Here is a 20264-nt window from a genome sequence, read left to right on the forward strand (position 1 = left end):
GGGCTATGACCGCACACGAAAACGCGCCAGGGTCTCTTCATCCAACTGGTAGTACTCCCCTTTCAGCTCCGCGCACAGCTTACTCATAAACGTGACCAGATAATCAATGTTGTAGGCCGCCATTCTGCGCCCCATCTCCGTTTGCATGCTATCGGCCAGGGTCAGCAATTTGGTTTGGAAATGATCAAAGGTATAACTGGTATCGTCAAGCGGGCGATGCAGGGCCAGCGGGTCCTCCGCATGGAACAGGCCGCGGCCCAATTGCCCCGCCACATGAAATACCCGCGCCAGGCCGATGGCGCCCAACGATTCAAGCCGGTCGGCGTCCTGGACGATTTTCGCCTCCAGGGTCTCGGGCGTGATGCCCGCGCTGAAGCTATGGGCCTCGATGGCATGGGCTACGCCCGGATAAGCGCCGGCCGGAAAATCCGGAAAATGCTGAGCCAGGATCCTTATTGTTTCCCGGGCGGCTCGCCTGGACGCCAGATGACGATCCGGATGGTTTTTCGGCAGGTTGACCACATCATGAAAATAACACGCCGTTAGAACGGTTAATTCATCGGCGGCCGAGAGATGCATTATCTTCTGGGCGGTATGCCATACGCGGCTGAAATGAGCGAGATCGTGCGCTTTATCGTCTTGCGGAAAGTGTTTCTCCAAATACTCTTTAAACCGGCGTTCCCATTCGTGCAGTGCCATATTTCCTCCTGCCAGCTATTAGAAGCTTATTATATCCCGTGCTGATGCCTCTCCCGATGATTTCCCGCTCCAGGCCCGCCCGCTGCCGGGAGGCCCTGAGCCGTCGACCCACATCCTGTTTAATCGGGGGGTTAATAGTAATAAGCCACATCCGGCGCCGCGCTTCAAGCATTAAACTGAAGGAGCGCCGGCGCGCAATAACCGGATGTCATTGCCCAACCGCCAGTATCCGGGCGATAAAACGTCCCGCCATCGCCACGCTGTCCGCGTTCAGGCTATGGCCCAGCCCGGGCGGAATATGGGAGGTGACGTCCACGCCCAGTCCGCCCGTCCCGCCAGGCCATGTTCCGTCATCAGCCGGCTCAGGGTGGCATCGAATGCGGGCCTGGCCGCCGCTACCCGTTCCGGGCGATTTTGTTCCGTGACGCCGGTAATGCTGAACCATTGGCGGCCCGGTCCCTGTTCAAAAGAAAAAGGCGCGTCCGGCGCCGCAAACGCCGTTTCCGGCAGATTTGGCCGCCAGATGCCGCCCAACGGCGCCATACCGTCGCCTTGACTTCCCATGCCGTGCAGCATGATCACCACATGTTGGCTCATGGATAATGCTCTTATTTTCTCTGTAACCCGCTGTAAGAAAATAACAATATCCAAGGCGCGCGGGGCCATGTCCCAGCGCCGCGCCGCTTGCCGCCAGCAGACTGCTGTACCCAAGGTTACACATATTATTTCCCTCTTTGGCCGTTGTGAACATATAATGCCCATCCGGTCATCCGCGAGCCGGAATAAACTTTCCAATTACTGCCAGTGTGGCGATAACATCTGACTAACTATGAAAATGAATATGCGTGCAATCTTTACGGTAATTCTGGCAATGGCTGCCTTCAGTCACTCAGCCTTTGCCGTGGTATACCCTCTTCCGGCCGGCACCAGCCGCCTGGTAGGGGAAAATCTGGAAATAGCCATCCCCCAGGACAGCAAGTTACCGCTGGAGCATTTTGCCGCGCAGTTCCAGATGGGCCTGAGCAATATGATCGAGGCCAATCCGGGAGTCGACCCCTTCCTGCCGTTGCCGGGCAGCAAGCTGATTATTCCCCATCAATTGATTTTGCCCGATACGCCGCATGAGGGCATCGTGGTAAACAGCGCGGAAATGCGTCTTTATTACTACCCCAAAGGCACCAATACGGTAGTTGTATTGCCCATCGGCATCGGCGAACTGGGCAAAGATACGCCGGTTAACTGGGTGACCAGCGTACAGCGCAAGAAAAATGGCCCAACCTGGACGCCGACCAAGGCGATGCATGCGGAATACGCGGCGCGCGGCGAAACGTTGCCCGAAGTCTTCCCGGCCGGCCCGGATAATCCGATGGGTTTGTATGCGCTTTATGTCGGCCGCCTGTATGCCATCCACGGCACCAATGCCAATTTCGGCATCGGCCTGCGCGTGAGCCACGGCTGCGTACGTTTGCGTGCCGACGATATCAAATATCTCTTCGATCATGTCCCGGTCGGCACCCGGGTGCAATTTATCGACGAACCGGTTAAAGCGACCGTTGAACCTGACGGCACCCGTTATCTCGAAGTGCATAATCCCCTGTCTTCCACAGAAGAGCAGTTCAATTCTAACGAGCCGGTGCCCATTACCCTGCCGGTAAGCGTGAGCAAAGTGCTGGTCGACCAGGTCGTCAATCAGGATTTGGTTAATGCCGCCCTGCAAAATCGCGCCGGCATCCCGGTAAACGTATCTGCCGCCACAGCCACCCCGCCGGTGGTGATGCCAGTTGCCGCACCGGCGGAAAATACCCCGGCGGCGGCACCGGATTCCGCCCAAGGCTCCGGCGCATCGGCGTCCGGCGCCACGACGCCAGCCCCGGAGGCGGCGCCGGCGCCCATCACCGCGCCTGACACCAACACCCAGGCCGTCGCGCCCGACTCAGCCTCTGCGGCCACGACCGCGCCAGCAGGCCAAACCCAGCAGACCGGTACGATTAACTAAACCGCCCCGCGGCAACCCTGGCATGGACGCCGGGTTGCGCGCTTTTGCTTGCCCCCCGAAAACCCCTCGTTAACCACGTCGCTTTGCCGATGTTAATAAAACCTGCGCTGGATAATCGCGATGTCATCACTGCGGGTGAACATTGCCGGTAAATTTAATTTATGGATTAGTGGGAGAGAGATTAACCGCAAGCCAGGCGCGCGGCCCATAGCCACGCCGGCGCACAACCCCGCGGTGAATTGCCCCTTCATGCCTGTATCGGCACGGCGGCTCGCCGATAGCATCCTTTACCAATGGCTAAAGGTGAACGTTATTATTACTTAGGGTATAAATATATTGATTTCATTCATTGAAATTCAGAATAAAAAAAATTAAACATTAGAAAATAAAATCCAACAATAATATAAATGTAGCATTTAAATAAATTACCTTATATAGACAATATTCGTGACATACATTCCAATTAATAAAAAAACAACACAATGCGTTGTTTAAAAATGAAATCTTCATGAAATAAATGCGGTTATGACGTTATGATAATAACTTATTCGGTAAGGTTCATTTGCGTCCGTATTCAAAACGCAGTGTCACCCTGCCCGGGTAAAACCACTTTCATTTCACTTCACTCAGCCGTTGGGATTATCCTGGCTACAGGAGTTTATAATGCAAACCGATATACCGCATTCAGCCGAACCAGCTCGGCGCACCGTATTAAAACGCGCCGCGGGTCTTTCCGTTTTAGGGATAGCGGGCGTTGTAGGCATGGGCTTGCCCTCACTATCCTATGCAGCCGCATTGAGTAAAGCAGAGCGCGATAAGATGACCCCGGATCAAATCATCGAGGGTCTCAAGCAAGGCAATATCCGCTTTCAAACGGGGAAAGCGCATCAACATGACTACCTGGCGCAAAAACGCGCCAGCGCGGCTGGACAGTATCCGTCGGCGGTGATTCTCAGCTGTATCGACTCCCGCGCGCCAGCGGAAATCATCCTGGATACGGGCATTGGAGAAGCGTTTAACAGTAGGATCGCGGGCAATATTTCCAATGCCGATATTCTCGGCAGCCTCGAGTTTGCCTGTGCTGCGGCCGGGGCCAAAGTTATTGTGGTCATGGGGCATACTGCCTGCGGCGCGGTGAAAGGGGCTATCGATAATGTTGAGTTGGGTAACCTGACGGGTCTGCTGGATAAAATCAAACCAGCCATTGATAAAACAGAATATACCAAGGAGAGGGTGAGCAGTAATGATGAATTTGTCGATGCGGTAGCGGCGACCAACGTAAAACTCACTATTGAGGAAATCAGGAAAAGCGATATTCTTCATAAACTTGAGTCCGAGGGCACTATAAAAATCATTGGTTCCATGTATCACCTGAACGGCGGAAAGGTAGAGTTTTTCGCCTAACCTGTCGCTACAGCCCAGCCAGCGCCGGGCTGTTAGCATTTTTCGTTATTCGCGCGGTAAAAGAATACGCTCATTCATCAGCGCGTAAGCGGCCCCTAATTACAATTACTCATAATTAATACGCTAATTGCAAGAGCATATACATCGTTAATATTATTCTCATGTTTCTATTGACGGTCTGGTTGCCATCCCGGCGCTACTTTTATTCAATAATCATTAAAATATAGTCAATTTAATTATGTTTAATAAATATTTAATCATTTTATGCGATTGTCTTACCGCATTCCTTTGTTTTATTTTGGTTTCCTACTGATTCCTTTGGCGTACGGGCATTTATGCCCGTTTTTTTTATCCTGTCACCGGCTGTTGCTGGGTCATCCTGTCCGCCCCGAAACCCAAGCACAGGATTCAGCAGCTTCAAACGGGATAACTCTCCTCAAGAATTGTATGACAAATTAAGTATATGTGATGCACGTCACTATTTTTAGCAAAAGTTACTCATAAAATAGTGACAGATATCACAATTGAGCTAAGGAAAAATGATGGACATAACCCAAAAAACCGATGACGTATTATTACGCATCTGCTGGCTGTTTGTACTTGGCGGTATTATCTTTGGCGGCATCTTGTTTAAAATGTTTTGGTAGTTTGTTAATAAAAAGAATTTTTAGTGATCTATTATGCCGTCCCTTTTCAGCCTCTGGGGTGTTTTGTTGATATATCGTCACGATTGCATTCTCTCAGGACAAATCGTGCGGCCGTAGCGTTGAAAGCAATACCCGCCTTGCCCGGCCTTTGCGCACCGGATAAGGTGACACTGACAAACGACCCGCAATCTGTTCGGTATAAGTGCTATGATTTGATCATTGCCACTTGCCAGGATTTACGATGAAATTACTCATCCTCCCCATTGCATTAAGCCTGCTACTGTTAACGGGCTGTAGTGGGGCTGCGGGCTCCTTGTTCAGAATCATTCCTGCGGATACCGACGTTTGTCCTCATGGCCACAACGTCTTTACCAATCAATGTAATCCTTAGCATTAACCATGATCAAGCGTGCCCGTCATTATTATGTAAGGCATGATCCTGTTTGCGCTGTATTCCGAGGGAAGCGGCAGCTGCAGGGGAAGGCTCGCGCGGGGTAGCATCCGTTCGGGCGTGATGGATCCACCGAACCATTGCCATGCATTGGCGATATGATCCGGTTTCTTGCTATTTTTTTATGTATGTTTTCAATCTTCACAATACGGTGCCGATATAACAGAGAATTCATTCACTCAAGGTCATCAAGATGGCATATGCGGCGTTTGTGCTTATTGGGTCAGGAATCGGTCTAACAGTCATCATCTTTTTGATTTACAGAATAGAATCCATGACTGGTCACTTTGAATCCTATGAGTTTATCGACAAACGGACCAATCATGTCACTCTGCATATGAAGCCGTCGTCTATCCCGACCGATCCGAAGCACGCCATAAGGCTGATAAGATCATTTATCAGGACATTAGATTATTTGCATACCAACAATTACACGCAGGTCAGTTTTTGTACGCATTTGCTTAACGAAAGGCGGGTTAAAAGCCTGAGCCGGATCTTAAGCAAGCATGGGTATTTTATCAGCCATACGTTTTGCCTTAAAACCTCAGTACGGCATCGCCGCATCACCTTCTGGACGACATTGTTATACAGCTGGAAAAGGATAAAGGTAGCCGACATGTCATGGGATATGACCATCAGGCTGAAATAGCGGCGGCAAATAACACCCATTTTCACCGTCGTCCGGCAATCGCATCGCCCGAAGCGCCATCCGCTGGCCCGAGTTAAAACAGCACTCTGTCCTGCTTTAGCCTCCAGGTCGCCTCTCCCGACCCGCTGACGGCATGCCGACGGCGCACCCCTGGTTATAGCCTGCCATGACGCCGCCTTGATTCTGGTAAATAAGTCACAGCACGTAGCGCGTTAATCAGCCATGATAAAGCGACTGACGCGAAGGGAGGTAACGACTATGCAAGTCAAATTCGATTGGCATATGTTTTTGCTCGGCTTATTCACGCTATGTGTTCTTATCGCCCTGGCGGTAGGCTGAGATGACGGCGGCTGCCGCAGCCTGCACATCGAGCCGGCGGCGGGAGAATGTATCCACCGCCGTCAGAAGGACACGATGTCCGGCGGTGTGCGGGCAATACTGGAGACGACGGCCACTTATCCTCTGACAACATCCGCGCCCACGGGACGGCGTCCATGTCCGCTACTCCCCCGGGGCTGGAGGGTCAATTAATCTTCAGCATCTGCTTAACATCATTTTTATTGCTCTGCTGTTCATTACCATGGGCATCGGTATAACGGATCATGCCCGTATCATTATCAATGTCGGGTTTACACTCGGTTACCATCATATGCCCGTCGTTAGTGCTGCGTGCGTAGCTACTTGAACTGCCCCCAGCATGGTTGCGAGCACCATGCTGAATAAAATAAATAAAGCCTTATACATAATACGCTTCTTTATTTGTTTAATTATTGAGTTAGCATAGAAAACCTGACGCAGTATTGATGCCCGCCCTGGTGCTAATCATGGCACTGATTAACCGAAAATAGCATCATCGTGCCGCACGCGGGCTTGCAAACTTGCGCCACGATGAAAAAAACCAATAAGGAGTGATTAAACATGAAACGGCGTACCGGACTTTGCATGCACACCACAATTTTTGCCGCGTTGCTTACCGCCTTTTCGCTTGCCGCCTGCAGCGGTGCAGAAAAATCAGCCGCCACGCAAAGCGCGGTCAAACCGCTTACCGCTGATGACACCTGCATGGCTAACAATTTCAGGAACCTGATCGGCAAACCCGAAAGCGTCCTGGACGGTATGCGTTTTTCAATGCCCATGCGCCTTATCAAGCCCGGCCAAGCCGTCACTATGGACTTTGATCCGAAACGGCTGAACTTTATGTCCAACAAGGAAGGCATCATCACCAGCGTCCATTGCTCTTGATATCAGTTCTCGCGGGCACTGCATGCCGCCCCGCCACCGCGCAACGGTTGGACAGCGGACATTCCGCGGTATCGCCGGAAATGACCCTGAAACTTTCGGCGGTGCTTGGCAGCTCGGCGAAGTTTTGGCTCAATCTCCAAATCAATTACAGCCTTTGGGTAGCCCAGAAAGAAGTTGATATCTCACAGCTACACCGGTTGGTTGCAGCCTGATGACTGCGGTACTCTCCCATAGCTTCCCTGCACTTGTGTGTCTCGCGAGTAAAGATGCATGAGTAACCCGGTTAAACCGCGCTTATTTATCAACTCGACAGCTATTTTTGCAGGTCGCAGATCATTGGGACAAAGTGAGTAGCCTTAGTATTTTTATTTTGAAATGATATTATGAAAGCCAAACCCCAGGCATAAAAAACCGCCTATCGGCGGTATCAACCTGCTTTTCTACTTTGTTTTTATTACGAATTCCGGGTAGTACCCGGGACGGGACTTGAACCCGTACAGCCATAAAGCCGATGGATTTTAAAAACCTTCATAGCTTTATATAAATCAAGGCGTTGAATAAATACAGCACCTTATAAACCATCATATGGGTTTATCTGGGTGATTGCGGCGGCGGTAGTCATTATTCAGCGCTAAACTGCCATTCTCACTAGCGCATCCCGCATATTGCATTCTTACAAAATGCCATCTAAAATAACCCAAACCTTTAGGTTTAGGTTGCCCATGCCAACAATTTTCAGGTTTAAAGGATGGCGGGTGATGATTTACACCATGGATCATTTACCTCCGCATGTACATGTTATAGGAACCAATGGCCAGGTTGTTTTTGTTTTGCTAAAAGACAACATTGAGCTGAGAGAAATGATTGGCGTAAAACCTAAGGAACTCGCGGAGATCGAGAAGGAGCTTCTTAAACAACTGCCACAACTACAGTCAGCATGGGAGCAAATCCATGGCAACTAAAACACAAATCGATGCAGCCGTGCAGCGCGGCCAGGAAACGATGAATAGCCCGTTACGTGCCATTGCGGCCCGCTATGATGCCAAATCGCAACGCGTCATCGTAACATTAGTATCTGGTATCGAATTGGCCATACCGCCGGCGATTGTTCAGGGATTAAGCACTGCTAGCGCTGCGGAACTGACAGACATAGAGATTACGCCTCTGGGGAACGGACTTTACTTCCCGGCTATTGACGCCGATGTGTTTATCCCGGCGATAATGGATGGCTATACAGGAACCAGCAAATGGATGGCACGCGAACTTGGCCGCAAAGGAGGTTCCGCGACCTCCGAGAAGAAACGCGCTGCCTCAAAGGCGAATGGCAAGCTTGGCGGTCGGCCAAAAAAAGTAAACGTGGCTTGAATACCAGCGGATCATGGCGTCACCGCATGGCCTCCGTGGCGTTCAATCTTTGCAAAATCAGTGTATTCATCTAATATTTCAGGCGATATCATCGTCACAATAAATCAGCATTGTCAGGATGTAGTCATATTCTGGTTTTGGCGGCAAATCCCAGGCATAAAAAAACCGCCTATCCGCGGTATCAATTTGTTCATACTACTTTGTTTTTATTACGAATTCAGGCGTGGTACCCGGGACGGGATTTGAACCCGTACAGCCATAAAGCCGAGGGATTTAAAAACCCTCAGTATGATATTGAAATCATAGAGTTACGTATAATCAGCCGGTTGCAAATCATGATGGCGGGTTAATTTGGGCTGATGCGGATTGTGTAGTCACTATTTGAATGAAGATACTCATTCCCGCCACTCCCCCGCTAGCATACAATCAAAAAAGTGTTGCGTGCTGAGGAACAGTGTTATATTGTTCCTTAGTACGCAACACCCAGAGCCACTTCATGATTAAAAGCTTTTTGCACAAAGGATTGCGCCTGTTTTTTGAGAAAGGGTCAACCGCAGGTATCAACGCGCAGCAGTCTGGTAAACTCCGCCTACGTCTAGCGGTTATCGATGCGGCGGAAGATATCAAAGATATTGACCGGCCGGGATATTGCCTTCACGCGCTTACTGGGGACAGGAAAGGCCAATGGTCTATAACCGTTACGGGCAACTGGCGCATTACATTTGAATTTATGGATGGCAACGCCTATGTCATTAATTATGAGGATTATCACTGATGACTATGTTTAATCCGCCGCACCCAGGTGAAATCATTGCAGAAACCCTGGACGATCTTAATATCGGCATTCGTGAGTTATCCCGCGCACTGCATGTCGCCCCTTCCACCGCACAACGGCTGGTGAGCGGTCATTCTGCGGTTTCTCCAGAAATGGCCCTGAAACTTTCAGCGGTACTTGGCAGTTCGGCGAAATTCTGGCTCAATCTCCAAGACAATTACAGCCTTTGGGTAGCCCAGAAAGAAGTTGATACCTCACAGCTACACCGGTTGGTTGCAGCCTGATGACTGCGCTACTCGCCCATAGCTTGGGGTAAAGATGCTTGAGTAGCCCGGTTAAACCGCGCTTATTTATCAACTCGACAGCTATTATTGCAGGTCGCAGATCATTGGGAAAAAGAGAGGAGCTTTAGTATTTTTATTTTGAAATGCTATTACGACAGTCAAACCACAGCCATAAAAAAACCGCCTATCGGCGGTATCAACTTGTTCATACTACTTTGTTTTTATTACGAATTCTGGTGTGGTACCCGGGACGGGACTTGAACCCGTACAGCCATAAAGCCAAGGGATTTTAAATTCTGCATCTTTAAGTGAGTAAACAAGGAGTTAATGCATTTTTTCCTAACATGCCGGTTTTAACGATCAATTCAAATCAAGGGGTTAACCACACCGTGCGCATTATCTTAGGCGCATAAATACCCTATTTTGGTGAAATGAAATTTAATTTGATTAATTAGTGAACACTTCATTACCGGGCGTACATTAAGATAGTTACCAGCCTGTTACTATATAGTTTATTAAATGTAATCCATTAAAGAAGACTTAGATAACGTATGGCAGCAATGAGATGCTAGTGGTAGTATAACTAAATAATTAGCATGATCATTAGTGGAGTCCTGACATAATGTTAGGGATAATCAGATTTTTTCTCGCGAGTTCCGTCATCCTATTTCACTTAAGTGCAAAATTTCCAGATCTGGGTTTGTATGCCGTAAACTGTTTTTATGTCATTAGTGGCTATTTAATCACGTTAATTCTTAATAGAACCTATAAATTTGAATTTGCTCCATTTGCGTTAAATAGATTCCTTCGTTTATTTCCTACATACTGGTTTGCGTCTATCACCAGCATTGTTATTATTTATTTCGCGAATAACCCTACCACCTTTCATCCTTCGTATGGGCTTCATTTTTCATTTAAAGAAATCATCAGTAATATTTTTATGATACCGTGGGCCTTTGTTTCAGATGATATTATTATATCTCCATTCCAAACATTTACAACTCCAGAATTTTTAAACTTTAACGGTTATATGTTTAGAGCCGTAACTTCCTCTTGGTCGGTTGCCGTAGAGATTGTGTGTTATTTTTTCCTTTGGCTATTTGTGGCAAAAGGACCTAAAAGAGCCTGTTTAATAATAATAGTGAGTTCTATGTATCATTGGTATTCACTTCATCATAATGAAAGTACTATCGCTACTTACTCCCCTTTTCTTGCTGCTATGTTACCCTTTAGCATTGGTTCCTTAGGGTATTTTATTTCAGCTTTTATCGAAAAAATAAGACCAAACATAGGTAAAGAATTTAGACATCAAATTGCTTATTTATTAATATTTATTGCTGCTTTTCTTATAAACTGGCTTATCGGATGGCTCGAAGGGAAAACCTTAGCGTCGTTCTATTATTACTTCAATAATGTCATTGCTTTATTTGCAGTTATTTCCTTACATGCAACTAAGCTTCCTGATCGTTTTAAGAATTCCGGCAAGTTTTTTGGTGACATGTCATATCCCATATTTTTATGTCAGTTTTTCTTCGGCCTTGTTGCTTGGAGTATTCTTGGCGAACCCGAAAACACAAGAGGTTGGTATATATTTTTTATTGGATACTCCTTTTCTTTGCTATTTGGATACATATCGATATTACTGATAGACAGGCCAATTTCTAAAATAAGAGATAAAATAAGACCGTAAATTAAGCCCCCAATTGGGGGCTAATCATTTACGCATTTACCAGCTTACCGTTAATTGTCGTGAATTTATCATCATCATAAAACCCGCCATCTGACTCATTATAATACATCGCAGGTTGACAGAAAATGCCCTCTTTAATTTTCACTAACGAAAAACCCGACAAAGTAAATGATGTTTCCGCCACGATGATATTGATAATCAAGTTGCTACCACTTTTAATCTGTGCATAATTTTCTACTGACATCGCTTACCACTCCACAATGATTATACCAGGCATGCCTTCGCCACCGGGTTTACCGGATGAAGTCGGTGTATCTATATTGTTTGCACCGCCGCCACCGCCGCCACAACCATATCCATAACCACTTTTACCCGCGCTGGTACTCGCTCCTGCGCTGGCACCGCCAGCCCCCCCTCCGCCATATTGCGTACTTCCCCCTTGACCGGCAATTCCGTATGTCGTTGCAGAACACGAAACCGAGTTGCCGCCTTGTGGGTAACCGTCTCCGCCGATTCCTCCATTAGCGATACTTGCTGAATATTGCCCTGCGCCACCCCCCTTACCTCCGGCCAAGGTAAGTAACGCACCAAACGAAGAATTACCGCCATTTCCTCCGGCGGACGCCGCGCCACCAGAACCGGCAGCACCAGAGGAACCAGCCGATCCGATCGTAATGCTGATAACATCACCGGGCAGCACTGGAATAGAATATTTCACCACGCATTGGCCGGCACCACCGCCCCCACCGCCTGATGCTGCATAGGAAGCAGAAGCACGGCCGGCGCCGCCGCCACCGCCTCCACCAGCCGCACATCCAGAAAGGTAAATGGTATAAACCCCCTGTGGTACCGTAAACGTTCCGCTGCTGGTAAACTTTTGCAGGCGCCCATTAACAATCGATCGCAGTGCCGCCAGTAATTGAGCGTCGTTGGTAGGATCGAGAGCCAACCCTCCCCCCTGTACAACATTTGCCAGCTCACGCTGTATGGTATTAAGCCAGGCCGCATCCAAAATAGTAGGAGAAACGCCACCGGCAACGTTGCCATTGGTCCATTCTCCGTTGATATCAGCGGTGTTAGTAATATTGCCTATTTTTTGCATAGCAGATCTCTCGCTAGATAAAGCGGTTTAAAAAGGATAATTAAGAGGGTTAGTTGGCGTAACCGAATTTAACGATGGTATGGGATGGAGCCAGGGCTGATAACCGACATTCAAGCCGTTTGTTTCCCCACGACCGAAGCGGGTCGCCGCAATAGCTTAATCCCGCCTGAGCATAAATGACGGTGGTAAGCGGTGCGGTCACCAGCCAGACGAAAGGCCAGTTTTCTCCGTTTAACGCATCACCGCAGCGCGACATGCCGGCCCGCGCCTGGCGATATTGCGTGATGGTAATGGAGTAGCCCAGCGCTGCGGCAACGCTAATAAAATAAGCGTTCGACTGGCCGCCGGAACTAAACAGTTTCGCGACGACTGCTTTTTGGCGCAGCACCATGCTGTCGGTTTCACCTATGGCGCAGTCATCCGGCAACCCCAGGGTGTTTTCCCATTCCTTGAGCAATATCGTGGCGGTGCGCGGGAAGGCGCCGGCCAGCAGCGCCATGGCGGCATCGTCGCTGCGTTGATAGCTATTCCCCAGCGCGCGAAGCACCGCGTTTTGTACCGTGCCGTTTTCACGCGGCCATGCTTGCCCTGGCGGCAGCAGTCCCTGCAACGCCGCCGTATAATCATCGGCTGAAAACTGGCTCATAAGTAAGTGACCTTGCCCAATACCGGCAACCCGCCGGTGTCCATAGTGATATTGTCGGTCGGTGCGGTGAGGATAAACCCCTTGGTGCCGGTCACGTCACCGATCGCCGCCAGAAGGTCCGATAAATAGATGGTGCCCCCCGGCGCGCCATACTCGAAAAACACATTATCGATCGCCGTGCTTATCGCGGTCGTGGTATCGCTTGATGCGCCCGACAGCCCGCCGATAGTGAAATCCACCGGCGTTTTGATCGGCGAACACACATACACCAGCGCCGTGGTCGGCTGTAACGGAAAAATATGATCGGCCACTCGCCCTTGGTCGCCATCGGCCTTAACCGCGCCCCAGACATCAAGCTGGGAAATGCCGTCGGTGCCTACCGGGGCGGCCAGGGAATGATCGTTGTTTACGTCTGGATTTTTCTAATCACGGTGATACAAGGGAAGTGGTATCGGCGACAGTTGCCTGTATTTCCGGTGCGGTAGATAAGGATGGATTAACAACGCTGCTATCAACCGCAGGCATCAATTTCTTCACGCTATTATATGTAGCGACACCCGAGTCGATAAAAAGGGATAGGTCATTTTTCACCGTTTCCCAATCCGTATTGACGCCATCAGCGGCAACGGATAATACAGCCAGCACGGTATTCTTTTTTGTCTGGCCGGTCCCGGCGGAAGTGGCATAAGCGGCTTCGACTTTTTCAATCAGATCGCTTGCCAGCGCGTACAGCTTTTCAGCGCCGGCAACAACGGACAAACTGGATGAAATGGCGGTAGCAATGGAGCTTAAAGAGAATGACATGGTGATATCCTTGGCAATGATGGTATGAGTGGCAACAACGAGCGGTTGAACCGGCTTCGGCTCTTCCCTTTGGGTTAGGCAGGTTTCAGGGTTGGCATAGGGCGCTATCCGGCTGGTTTTCAGGTAGGCAATCAAGCTGGTAATCAATCGCCAATACTCTTTTATTACGATGAACAGATTCATAACAGCGCGCCCTCGGCAATTTTCAACCTGCTGCGTCGGTCACTCAGGCCATTAGTGCCGCCGTTAATAACCTTGGTCATTTGGTTAAAGTCACCGTTATCGGCATATTGATTGAGATTATGCCATTGCCAGAACCAACCGGCTGACCGGGCAGCGTATTTGTACACCAGCAGCAGGTCAGGATTTGCCACCAGATCAATGCCGAGAGCGTTTCCGCATTGCCGGTAGTTATCCAGGAAAGTCACCTGCTTTAACCCCGCCCCGAAATTTCCAGCCATCGCCTGGGGCTTTATTGCCGTAGCGGCCCTGGTAGACCAAATTGGCAATGGCGGTCTGTTGTGCCGGCCTGTCACCGCTTCGCCCAAGCATTTCGCATTGATACGCGCTTAGCCGGCCAGCGCAGGTGTCTTTTAGGCCCTGGATAGAATAATTAAACGATTCGGCCAACGTTGTGAAGCCCGCCGATTCACAGCCTATTTGTGCAATAAAGGCGGCTTGGCGTTTGGGGGTATTGATTTCAAACTCGACCATGGTATCGGTGAAAGGCGAAAACCAACGCGCAGCAAGCCCCGCGCTGAGGTTAGCCGTGCGCTGAAATTGGTTAAGATTCATGGTTATCTCGATACTTTGAAAATTTGGACGATATTGCCGCCGGTTTTGATAACGGCCCCGCAGATCACGGCGTTAATAAATATCTGCATCCAGTCCACCAGCACGTATTCACCCAATAGCGTGCGGATCGGATAAGAACCGTAAAACACAATCAGGATATAAGCCAGCCAACGTCCCCATGGCCGATGGGTGGCCCCGTTGCGTTTAAACAACATCAGGCGCAGCGCAATCATGCCGCAGATGATCGTATTCAAGATTAGCAGCGTTTCACCCCCGTTTGGGATAATCAGTACTATCTTGTCAGCCATCCTTACCTCCCTTCCCTGAAGAGGATAAAAACGCCCCGAGGCTGCCCAGCAATTTTGCCGTCCCGCCACCGATACTGCTCGCCATCAGAATTTTGATGGCCATTGCCCCCGCCACCAGCGCGCCGATAGAGTCAGGCAATCGGGTATGTAACAACAAAACGGTGGTGATAATTTCCGAGGCTGGGCGGCAAGCTAGTACGCCGAATACCAGGCTGACGATAAAAAATCCCAACCGCTTAGGGACGGTGAGATCGGCAGCCGATGTGACGAAAAAAACCGCGCCGGCGAAGGAACCGATAACCACTGCCGGGTCCAAACCACTAAACCAACCCAGGGTGGCGACACCGGCCCCCGTTGTCACGACGGCAGTTGCAGAGACCGGCTCGGACATGATGATTCCCTCGTTGTTTGTCCTCATTGAGGGTATAACAAGGCCACCCGCAAGCAGCCGCAGAGTCATTAGAAAAATAATTAGATTTTACTTGCCTTGATTAGATATTTATCTTATTATCTAATCATCCCAAGCGGATATGTTCTTATAAACGAGGGAATATGGTTAACGTCCGATGGTCGAGGAAAGCGCTTAAGCAAATGGGCGCAATCGACAGCAGGTACCGGAAAACCATCGTAGAAAAAGTAAATAGTTTGGCATCGTTCCCCAGCGTTCAGCTTGATATCAAGAAGATGAAAGCCGTTGATAACCAGTACCGATTGCGGGTGGGCGATTACAGAATTATTTTCGAGATTGACGACGGTGAACCGGTAATTTGCACCATTCAGGCAGTGAAGCGTAGAACATCAACAACCTATTAGGCGGGGAAACCCGCTATTCCTCACACGACATAACGCGAAAACAGAGAAACCCGAATATGTCTAAAATACAGTACATCAATGACGTTTCAGGTCGGCCGCAGTTCGTGGTGTTACCGATAGCGGAATATGAAAGCCTGATCAATGACGGCTGGGAAGATATTCCTTACCACGCCGACAAACACGACGATGAAACCGTTCCTGGTGAAGTGGTTGCCATCATGGTTGATCAAGATGTCAGTCTGCCGGCCGCGTGGCGTATCCATTCAGGATTGTCACAATACGATGTTGCCGAAAAACTCGGCACCACTCAGTCCGCCGTGTCGCAGTGGGAATCCGTGGACTCAAAACCACAGAAAAAAACCCGTGAAAAGTTGGCGGCGCTGTATGGCTGCCGACCGGAACAGCTAACGCTTTAAAACGTGGCCCCAGTAGGGGCTATTTGCTCGACCTCTTTGACGGTCTGCAGAAAACGTTCTTCCTCCAACTCCACGCCGATAGCGCGGCGACCGAGCGCCTGCGCCGCTTTTATCGTGGCGCCGGAACCCATAAAAAAATCCGCTACCACATCGCCGGGCCGGCTGCTGGCCTGAATGATATGCCGCATCATGTCGGCCGGCTTTTCGCAGGGATGCTTGCCTGGGTATGACTGAACGGGCGTAATGTCCAAACGTCGGTATAAAGCACATCCTTGGTGACAGCGAACGGCCGGCGCATCTGCTGGTACTCCCGGCGTAACGATGCATATTCAATGGCAAGGCCGGCGTAGGTTTGTTGCAACATCTGATATTGCGCCGACAAACGTACGGTAGGTTGCCCGCGCCGGCAATCGAGCGCTCCACCAGCTGCATGGCGGCCATTTCCATGCTGAATATCAGCATCCCGCCGCCGTTGCGCGTTGCGCCCTCCACCATGGACAACAAAATCTCGGTTTTGCCCATACCCGGCCGTCCGGCCAGTAGCACCAAATCCTGGCGGTTGATGCCGCCCAGCATGGCGTCCAGCTAGGGAATACCGGTCATCAGGTTGGTGATGCTGGCATCGCTGCTCATGCGCTTATCAATCAAGTCCATGTAGGACGGCAGAAGATCTTGGATATGCACCGGAATGATATCGCCGCTGTCGGTGGTTAGCTCGACCAGGTTTGCCAACGCGCCTTCAATCACCTGGTCACGCTGTTGCTGATTACGCGCCTCTCGGATAGAGTCGGCCATTCCCTGAAACAGGGCAATCGCTTTGCGGGTAAACCAGCTTTTGCCGGTCAGCTTGGCATAGCCTTTTAGGTTGGATTCCACCGTCGGCTGCCGCATGGCCTCAGTGAACTCGGAAAGGCTGTCGCCGCCCAGGGCCTCGCTTAACAGCAGTCCGTCGATAACGCCCAAACTCAGGGCGTGTTTTTTGATTTCTCAATACGCCGTGCGGTAAAACCCGATGTTAAATGCCTCATCCGGCAACGTGGCCAGAACATCCAGGGCGTCGGGTGAGGCGCCGCTTTTCAGCAGCCCGCCGATAGCCGACAAGTTTGACGCGACCTATTCCCTGGTTCGTAATCTTGATGGGCTGGCAAAAAACTGTGATGAAGAGGCGGCGCGGCTTTCTGCCCGCAAAAAAAGCTTCGAAACGCAGGCGAAAAATCTTAAGAACTATATTTTAAACTGCTTACTTGCCGCGACTCAGGACAGTTTGAATACTACCTCCGATACATTTACCGCCGCTAAAGGTTCGGCCAGGGTGATTATCGACAATGAAAGCCAATTGCCCGATGAGTTTGTCGATATCAGCGTGATAACGGCACCGGATAAAAAAGCCATCAAGGACGCCATTGATACTGGCGTCATAGTGCCTGGCGCGCATATTGAAACAAGCCCCCGCTCGCTGCGCGTTCGATGAAAGATACTTGTAAATATGTATGGCGCCCACTAAGCGCAACGGATTATCAATTCCACAAGACATAACAGGCGGGAAATAACATGTTGCAAACCTATTTGGCGCGCGGCGATGTGCGACCGCATGGCTAGCATGGTGGAATCCCACAAGGAGACCATCATACAACCATGGCAACCGGGCATTTGCCTGCTTTCAGCATTAGATATGAAAATCGGACGATTATTTTTTACTGCCCGTAAACAGCAAATGATTCAGCAGGATATCGCCGCCTGCGAAGCGGCAGACCAGGCGATAGAACGATTGAGAGAAATAACGAGGCAAGGCCATGAAAGACGATCACGACACCATCACCTTAAAAGAAATGATTGAGATAACCGGATTCCGTTATAAGTCCAAGCAATGCGAGTTGCTTAAAAATGCCGGCATCTTCTTTATCAAAAAAGCCGATGGGCATCCCTGCACCACGTGGGGCCACTTTATGAACCCCGGCGGCGCGCGACGCTTCGTCGAAAAAATAGAAAGCCAGGAACCTAACTTCGAGGCGATGGATTGATGTCAGGGAAACGTAAGAATCCGGCCGACCGCGCGCTACCATCCCGCGTCTATCGGGGAAAAACCAAATATGAATTCCACCCGGCGCTGGGTGGTTCAATATCATTATGTTCTCTTGACGCCCCGCTATCCGAGATGTGGAGCCATTTCGAGCGGGTGAATAGCAAAAAGCGGGTTATCAGTGATTTTACCGGATTAAGCGAAGAGTTTTTCCACTCAGCGGATTTTGGCGAACTGGCCATCGAAACGCAGAAGGATTACCGTAAATACGCCACAAGGTTGCTGAAAGTGTTTGGTGAAATGGAACCGAATAATATCAAACCTGAGCATATCAGAAAGTATATGGATAAACGTGGGGTCAAAAGCCCAACGCAGGCAAACCGGGAGAAAGCCTTTCTGTTGCGCGTTTACCGCTGGGCCTATGAACGCGGCAAAGTGAAAATGAACCCCTGCAAAGGGGGTAGACAATTCAAGGAGGTTTCCCGCGATCGCTATATTTCCGATGCGGGATATCAGGCTTTATACTCCATCGCGCCGGACGTTGTGCGCGCCGCTATGGAGCTGGCTTACCTGTGTTGCGCCCGGCAGGCCGACATATTGTCGCTAAAGCGCAGCCAGTTATTAGCCGAGGGGATTTTTATCACTCAGGGTAAAACCGGCAAGAAACAGATTAAGGCATGGAGCGATCGCCTACGTCGCGCCATCGCTATAGCTGAAGGATTACCGCAGTCCCCTGGCGTGACCAGCCTGTATATCCTTCATCAACCGTCCGGCCACGGTTACAGCCGCGATGGGTTTAACAGCCGCTGGCGTAATACCAAACTCACCGCGGCGGCCACGTTTCCCGATCTAGACTTTGACTTTACGTTTCATGATTTGAAGGCTAAAGGCATATCGGATCTGGAGGGTACATTGGCAGCAAAACAGGTGATTTCCGGGCATAAAAACGCCTCGCAGACGGCGCGCTACGATCGCAAAACCGAAGTGGTCCCCGTCGTCGGCGGTCAAAAAAAATGAATAGTTATGCGACTCACAAAAATCATGTTAGGAAGTGATGTTAGCAATGCAGGAAATCAGGCATAAAAAAACCGCCTATCGGCGGTATCAATTTATTCATACTACTTTGTTTTTATTACGAATTCTGGTGTGGTACCCGGGACGGGACTTGAACCCGTACAGCCATAAAGCCGAGGGATTTTAAATCCCTTGTGTCTACCGATTCCACCACCCGGGCGTCGGGGAATAACATATTGGAGGCGCGTCCCGGAGTCGAACCGAGGTGGGCGGATTTGCAATCCGCTGCATGGCCACTCTGCCAACGCGCCTTTGCTGCCTCTTAAAAAGGCTTCGTTGTACATCTGGAGCGGGAAACGAGGCTCGAACTCGCGACCCCAACCTTGGCAAGGTTGTGCTCTACCACTGAGCTATTCCCGCATCGATGAAAGCTACTTGTTTTAACTTACTAATTTTTACTGTTATCGTCTGGCAATCGGTCGTTGCTCTCGATGCGTTGCATTCTACTGACCTGACGTAGCGAGTCAATAGAATTATCGCGCCCAGGCGCCTGTTTGTTGATTTTTACGGCGCTTCGATCAGTGTTCGAACAAATCATGACGGGCGGCGTTCAAATACTGAAACATCGACCAGAATGTCAGTACCGCGGCAACATAAAGCGCGGCGATGCCGATACCGGTGACGATCTGCTCGGGGCGCCAGAGCAATGCAACCAGCGCCAGCATCTGGGCGGTGGTTTTCACCTTGCCGATCCAGGAAACGGCGACGCTGCTGCGTTTGCCAATCTCAGCCATCCACTCGCGCAGCGCCGAAATAATGATCTCACGAGCGATCATCGTCGCCGCGGGCAGCGTTATCCACCAGGAATGAAAATGTTCCGCCACCAAGACCAAGGCGATGGCCACCATGACTTTATCCGCCACCGGATCCAGGAACGCGCCGAAACGCGTCGTTTGCTTCCAGCGACGTGCCAGGAAGCCATCAAACCAGTCAGTGACCGCCGCCAGGATAAAGATCAACGCGCAGGCCAGGGGCGCCCAGTAGAAAGGCAGGTAAAAAGCCAGGACGAAAAAAGGTATCATTACGACACGCAACAATGTAAGCCAAGTCGGTATATTCAATTGCATAATGCCACGTTAACTAT

26 protein-coding genes, 3 tRNA genes and 4 pseudogenes are annotated in these 20264 nt (G+C 50.1%); 14 read left to right on the forward strand and 19 right to left on the reverse strand.

The features are described 5' to 3' along the window. Window positions 1-3: 3 nt before the first annotated feature. On the reverse strand, window positions 4-699 hold the full coding sequence (locus ACL2XG_RS07935) for a phosphohydrolase (RefSeq protein WP_413722421.1): 696 nt from the start codon (window positions 697-699) through the stop codon (window positions 4-6). 270 nt (window positions 700-969) lie between these two features. After that, entirely contained in the window at window positions 970-1296 is a 327-nt protein-coding gene (locus tag ACL2XG_RS07940; protein ID WP_410015781.1) for a hypothetical protein, read from the reverse strand. A gap of 232 nt (window positions 1297-1528) precedes the next feature. On the opposite strand from ACL2XG_RS07940, the gene ACL2XG_RS07945 reads away from it, so the two are divergent. Continuing rightward, complete coding sequence (locus ACL2XG_RS07945; protein WP_410015782.1) at window positions 1529-2695, forward strand: L,D-transpeptidase family protein; 1167 nt, start codon at window positions 1529-1531, stop codon at window positions 2693-2695. Window positions 2696-3358: 663 nt separating this feature from the next. Next, a complete protein-coding gene (locus ACL2XG_RS07950) occupies window positions 3359-4099 on the forward strand; it encodes a carbonic anhydrase (protein WP_410015783.1) in 741 nt (246 codons plus the stop codon). 575 nt (window positions 4100-4674) lie between these two features. Here ACL2XG_RS07950 and ACL2XG_RS07955 read toward each other — a convergent pair. Continuing rightward, window positions 4675-4827 carry a hypothetical protein gene (locus ACL2XG_RS07955; protein WP_410015784.1) on the reverse strand — a complete coding sequence of 51 codons (153 nt, stop codon included), beginning with the start codon at window positions 4825-4827 and terminating at the stop codon, window positions 4675-4677. 1542 nt (window positions 4828-6369) lie between these two features. Further along, a complete protein-coding gene (locus ACL2XG_RS07960; protein ID WP_410016583.1) occupies window positions 6370-6576 on the reverse strand; it encodes a YgdI/YgdR family lipoprotein in 207 nt (68 codons plus the stop codon). Between the two features lie 188 nt (window positions 6577-6764). Here ACL2XG_RS07960 and ACL2XG_RS07965 point away from each other — a divergent pair, with 188 nt between their 5' ends. The 7 genes from ACL2XG_RS07965 (at window position 6765) to ACL2XG_RS07995 (ending at window position 11202) form a co-directional block, all read left to right on the forward strand. Further along, a complete protein-coding gene (locus ACL2XG_RS07965; protein ID WP_410015785.1) occupies window positions 6765-7088 on the forward strand; it encodes an I78 family peptidase inhibitor in 324 nt (107 codons plus the stop codon). Further along, window positions 7085-7300 (forward strand): HigA family addiction module antitoxin, encoded by a 216-nt coding sequence (locus tag ACL2XG_RS07970; RefSeq protein ID WP_413723595.1) that lies wholly within the window; start codon window positions 7085-7087, stop codon window positions 7298-7300. Before ACL2XG_RS07965 ends, ACL2XG_RS07970 begins: the two co-directional genes overlap by 4 nt. Window positions 7301-7846: 546 nt before the next feature. After that, on the forward strand, window positions 7847-8050 hold the full coding sequence (locus tag ACL2XG_RS07975) for a DUF4160 domain-containing protein (protein WP_410015794.1): 204 nt from the start codon (window positions 7847-7849) through the stop codon (window positions 8048-8050). Continuing rightward, window positions 8040-8453 (forward strand): DUF2442 domain-containing protein, encoded by a 414-nt coding sequence (locus tag ACL2XG_RS07980; RefSeq protein WP_410015795.1) that lies wholly within the window; start codon window positions 8040-8042, stop codon window positions 8451-8453. Before ACL2XG_RS07975 ends, ACL2XG_RS07980 begins: the two co-directional genes overlap by 11 nt. A gap of 496 nt (window positions 8454-8949) precedes the next feature. Further along, on the forward strand, window positions 8950-9228 hold the full coding sequence (locus ACL2XG_RS07985; protein WP_413722419.1) for a type II toxin-antitoxin system RelE/ParE family toxin: 279 nt from the start codon (window positions 8950-8952) through the stop codon (window positions 9226-9228). After that, complete coding sequence (locus ACL2XG_RS07990) at window positions 9228-9512, forward strand: HigA family addiction module antitoxin (protein WP_162364622.1); 285 nt, start codon at window positions 9228-9230, stop codon at window positions 9510-9512. The genes ACL2XG_RS07985 and ACL2XG_RS07990 overlap by 1 nt, the downstream gene beginning before the upstream one ends. Before the next feature lie 622 nt (window positions 9513-10134). Then, window positions 10135-11202 carry an acyltransferase family protein gene (locus ACL2XG_RS07995; protein ID WP_413722418.1) on the forward strand — a complete coding sequence of 356 codons (1068 nt, stop codon included), beginning with the start codon at window positions 10135-10137 and terminating at the stop codon, window positions 11200-11202. 28 nt (window positions 11203-11230) lie between these two features. On the opposite strand, the gene ACL2XG_RS08000 is transcribed toward ACL2XG_RS07995, so the two are convergent. The 8 genes and pseudogenes from ACL2XG_RS08000 to ACL2XG_RS08035 all read right to left on the reverse strand — a co-directional run bounded on the left by ACL2XG_RS08000 (window position 11231) and on the right by ACL2XG_RS08035 (window position 15248). Then, window positions 11231-11446, reverse strand: a complete 216-nt coding sequence (locus ACL2XG_RS08000; protein ID WP_413722417.1) for a hypothetical protein — start codon at window positions 11444-11446, stop codon at window positions 11231-11233. Between the two features lie 651 nt (window positions 11447-12097). Beyond that, window positions 12098-12304 (reverse strand): annotated as a pseudogene (locus ACL2XG_RS08005) (hypothetical protein); the annotation flags it as partial. 49 nt (window positions 12305-12353) lie between these two features. After that, window positions 12354-12950: a YmfQ family protein gene (locus ACL2XG_RS08010; protein ID WP_413722416.1), complete on the reverse strand. Its 597-nt coding sequence runs from the start codon at window positions 12948-12950 to the stop codon at window positions 12354-12356. After that, window positions 12947-13261 carry a baseplate J/gp47 family protein gene (locus tag ACL2XG_RS08015; RefSeq protein WP_413722415.1) on the reverse strand — a complete coding sequence of 105 codons (315 nt, stop codon included), beginning with the start codon at window positions 13259-13261 and terminating at the stop codon, window positions 12947-12949. The genes ACL2XG_RS08010 and ACL2XG_RS08015 overlap by 4 nt, the downstream gene beginning before the upstream one ends. A 115-nt stretch (window positions 13262-13376) precedes the next feature. Beyond that, window positions 13377-13937 (reverse strand): hypothetical protein, encoded by a 561-nt coding sequence (locus tag ACL2XG_RS08020; RefSeq protein ID WP_413722414.1) that lies wholly within the window; start codon window positions 13935-13937, stop codon window positions 13377-13379. Then, window positions 13934-14549: pseudogene (locus ACL2XG_RS08025) on the reverse strand (glycoside hydrolase family 19 protein). Before ACL2XG_RS08025 ends, ACL2XG_RS08020 begins: the two are co-directional and overlap by 4 nt. A 2-nt stretch (window positions 14550-14551) precedes the next feature. After that, a complete protein-coding gene (locus ACL2XG_RS08030; protein WP_413722413.1) occupies window positions 14552-14857 on the reverse strand; it encodes a phage holin family protein in 306 nt (101 codons plus the stop codon). Beyond that, the gene (locus ACL2XG_RS08035) at window positions 14850-15248 is read right to left on the reverse strand and encodes a putative holin (RefSeq protein WP_413722412.1); all 399 of its coding nucleotides are present in this window, start codon (window positions 15246-15248) and stop codon (window positions 14850-14852) included. The genes ACL2XG_RS08030 and ACL2XG_RS08035 overlap by 8 nt, the downstream gene beginning before the upstream one ends. 161 nt (window positions 15249-15409) lie before the next feature. On the opposite strand from ACL2XG_RS08035, the gene ACL2XG_RS08040 reads away from it, so the two are divergent. Together ACL2XG_RS08040 and ACL2XG_RS08045 are read left to right on the forward strand one after the other, a co-directional pair. Beyond that, complete coding sequence (locus ACL2XG_RS08040; RefSeq protein ID WP_410015826.1) at window positions 15410-15670, forward strand: type II toxin-antitoxin system RelE family toxin; 261 nt, start codon at window positions 15410-15412, stop codon at window positions 15668-15670. 56 nt (window positions 15671-15726) lie between these two features. Further along, window positions 15727-16086 (forward strand): helix-turn-helix domain-containing protein, encoded by a 360-nt coding sequence (locus ACL2XG_RS08045; RefSeq protein WP_413722411.1) that lies wholly within the window; start codon window positions 15727-15729, stop codon window positions 16084-16086. Here ACL2XG_RS08045 and ACL2XG_RS08050 read toward each other — a convergent pair. The 3 genes and pseudogenes from ACL2XG_RS08050 to ACL2XG_RS08060 all read right to left on the reverse strand — a co-directional run. Then, a pseudogene (locus tag ACL2XG_RS08050) lies at window positions 16083-16471 on the reverse strand (site-specific DNA-methyltransferase); the annotation flags it as partial. The gene ACL2XG_RS08045 and the pseudogene ACL2XG_RS08050 overlap by 4 nt on opposite strands. A 65-nt stretch (window positions 16472-16536) precedes the next feature. After that, window positions 16537-16662, reverse strand: a pseudogene (locus ACL2XG_RS08055) (DnaB-like helicase C-terminal domain-containing protein); the annotation flags it as partial. A 9-nt stretch (window positions 16663-16671) separates the two neighbouring features. Next, on the reverse strand, window positions 16672-17049 hold the full coding sequence (locus tag ACL2XG_RS08060) for a hypothetical protein (protein ID WP_413722410.1): 378 nt from the start codon (window positions 17047-17049) through the stop codon (window positions 16672-16674). 49 nt (window positions 17050-17098) lie between these two features. Here ACL2XG_RS08060 and ACL2XG_RS08065 point away from each other — a divergent pair, with 49 nt between their 5' ends. The 3 genes from ACL2XG_RS08065 (at window position 17099) to ACL2XG_RS08075 (ending at window position 19123) form a co-directional block, all read left to right on the forward strand. Then, on the forward strand, window positions 17099-17557 hold the full coding sequence (locus ACL2XG_RS08065) for a siphovirus Gp157 family protein (protein WP_413722409.1): 459 nt from the start codon (window positions 17099-17101) through the stop codon (window positions 17555-17557). A 322-nt stretch (window positions 17558-17879) separates the two neighbouring features. Then, entirely contained in the window at window positions 17880-18107 is a 228-nt protein-coding gene (locus tag ACL2XG_RS08070; protein ID WP_413722408.1) for a DUF4224 domain-containing protein, read from the forward strand. After that, window positions 18107-19123: a tyrosine-type recombinase/integrase gene (locus tag ACL2XG_RS08075; RefSeq protein ID WP_413722407.1), complete on the forward strand. Its 1017-nt coding sequence runs from the start codon at window positions 18107-18109 to the stop codon at window positions 19121-19123. Before ACL2XG_RS08070 ends, ACL2XG_RS08075 begins: the two co-directional genes overlap by 1 nt. Window positions 19124-19253: 130 nt before the next feature. On the opposite strand, the gene ACL2XG_RS08080 is transcribed toward ACL2XG_RS08075, so the two are convergent. The 4 genes from ACL2XG_RS08080 to pgsA form a co-directional block, all read right to left on the reverse strand. Then, window positions 19254-19340 (reverse strand) — tRNA-Leu (locus ACL2XG_RS08080). 17 nt (window positions 19341-19357) lie between these two features. Next, window positions 19358-19431, reverse strand: a tRNA-Cys gene (locus tag ACL2XG_RS08085). A gap of 34 nt (window positions 19432-19465) precedes the next feature. Next, window positions 19466-19540 (reverse strand) — tRNA-Gly (locus ACL2XG_RS08090). Between the two features lie 158 nt (window positions 19541-19698). After that, complete coding sequence (gene pgsA, locus ACL2XG_RS08095) at window positions 19699-20247, reverse strand: CDP-diacylglycerol--glycerol-3-phosphate 3-phosphatidyltransferase (protein WP_410015849.1); 549 nt, start codon at window positions 20245-20247, stop codon at window positions 19699-19701. Between the last annotated feature and the right edge of the window lie 17 nt (window positions 20248-20264).

Origin of the sequence: Sodalis sp. RH24 (assembly GCF_047324145.1) — a bacterium.
In the GTDB taxonomy this organism is placed as follows: Bacteria; Pseudomonadota; Gammaproteobacteria; order Enterobacterales; family Enterobacteriaceae; genus Acerihabitans.

What these genes read in the sequence shown, in the direction of transcription:
- ACL2XG_RS08020 (WP_413722414.1), bottom strand. Translation starts at nt 13,937, where the DNA reads ATGAATCTGTTCATCGTAATAAAAGAGTATTGGCGATTGATTACCAGC.
- ACL2XG_RS07990 (WP_162364622.1), top strand. Translation starts at nt 9,228, where the DNA reads ATGACTATGTTTAATCCGCCGCACCCAGGTGAAATCATTGCAGAAACC.
- pgsA (WP_410015849.1), bottom strand. Translation starts at nt 20,247, where the DNA reads ATGCAATTGAATATACCGACTTGGCTTACATTGTTGCGTGTCGTAATG.
- ACL2XG_RS07940 (WP_410015781.1), bottom strand. Translation starts at nt 1,296, where the DNA reads ATGAGCCAACATGTGGTGATCATGCTGCACGGCATGGGAAGTCAAGGC.
- ACL2XG_RS08070 (WP_413722408.1), top strand. Translation starts at nt 17,880, where the DNA reads ATGAAAGACGATCACGACACCATCACCTTAAAAGAAATGATTGAGATA.
- ACL2XG_RS07935 (WP_413722421.1), bottom strand. Translation starts at nt 699, where the DNA reads ATGGCACTGCACGAATGGGAACGCCGGTTTAAAGAGTATTTGGAGAAA.
- ACL2XG_RS07985 (WP_413722419.1), top strand. Translation starts at nt 8,950, where the DNA reads ATGATTAAAAGCTTTTTGCACAAAGGATTGCGCCTGTTTTTTGAGAAA.
- ACL2XG_RS08035 (WP_413722412.1), bottom strand. Translation starts at nt 15,248, where the DNA reads ATGTCCGAGCCGGTCTCTGCAACTGCCGTCGTGACAACGGGGGCCGGT.
- ACL2XG_RS07980 (WP_410015795.1), top strand. Translation starts at nt 8,040, where the DNA reads ATGGCAACTAAAACACAAATCGATGCAGCCGTGCAGCGCGGCCAGGAA.
- ACL2XG_RS08000 (WP_413722417.1), bottom strand. Translation starts at nt 11,446, where the DNA reads ATGTCAGTAGAAAATTATGCACAGATTAAAAGTGGTAGCAACTTGATT.
- ACL2XG_RS07975 (WP_410015794.1), top strand. Translation starts at nt 7,847, where the DNA reads ATGATTTACACCATGGATCATTTACCTCCGCATGTACATGTTATAGGA.
- ACL2XG_RS07945 (WP_410015782.1), top strand. Translation starts at nt 1,529, where the DNA reads ATGAAAATGAATATGCGTGCAATCTTTACGGTAATTCTGGCAATGGCT.
- ACL2XG_RS07965 (WP_410015785.1), top strand. Translation starts at nt 6,765, where the DNA reads ATGAAACGGCGTACCGGACTTTGCATGCACACCACAATTTTTGCCGCG.
- ACL2XG_RS08065 (WP_413722409.1), top strand. Translation starts at nt 17,099, where the DNA reads ATGTTAAATGCCTCATCCGGCAACGTGGCCAGAACATCCAGGGCGTCG.
- ACL2XG_RS08045 (WP_413722411.1), top strand. Translation starts at nt 15,727, where the DNA reads ATGTCTAAAATACAGTACATCAATGACGTTTCAGGTCGGCCGCAGTTC.
- ACL2XG_RS08030 (WP_413722413.1), bottom strand. Translation starts at nt 14,857, where the DNA reads ATGGCTGACAAGATAGTACTGATTATCCCAAACGGGGGTGAAACGCTG.
- ACL2XG_RS07950 (WP_410015783.1), top strand. Translation starts at nt 3,359, where the DNA reads ATGCAAACCGATATACCGCATTCAGCCGAACCAGCTCGGCGCACCGTA.
- ACL2XG_RS08075 (WP_413722407.1), top strand. Translation starts at nt 18,107, where the DNA reads ATGTCAGGGAAACGTAAGAATCCGGCCGACCGCGCGCTACCATCCCGC.
- ACL2XG_RS08010 (WP_413722416.1), bottom strand. Translation starts at nt 12,950, where the DNA reads ATGAGCCAGTTTTCAGCCGATGATTATACGGCGGCGTTGCAGGGACTG.
- ACL2XG_RS07995 (WP_413722418.1), top strand. Translation starts at nt 10,135, where the DNA reads ATGTTAGGGATAATCAGATTTTTTCTCGCGAGTTCCGTCATCCTATTT.
- ACL2XG_RS08040 (WP_410015826.1), top strand. Translation starts at nt 15,410, where the DNA reads ATGGTTAACGTCCGATGGTCGAGGAAAGCGCTTAAGCAAATGGGCGCA.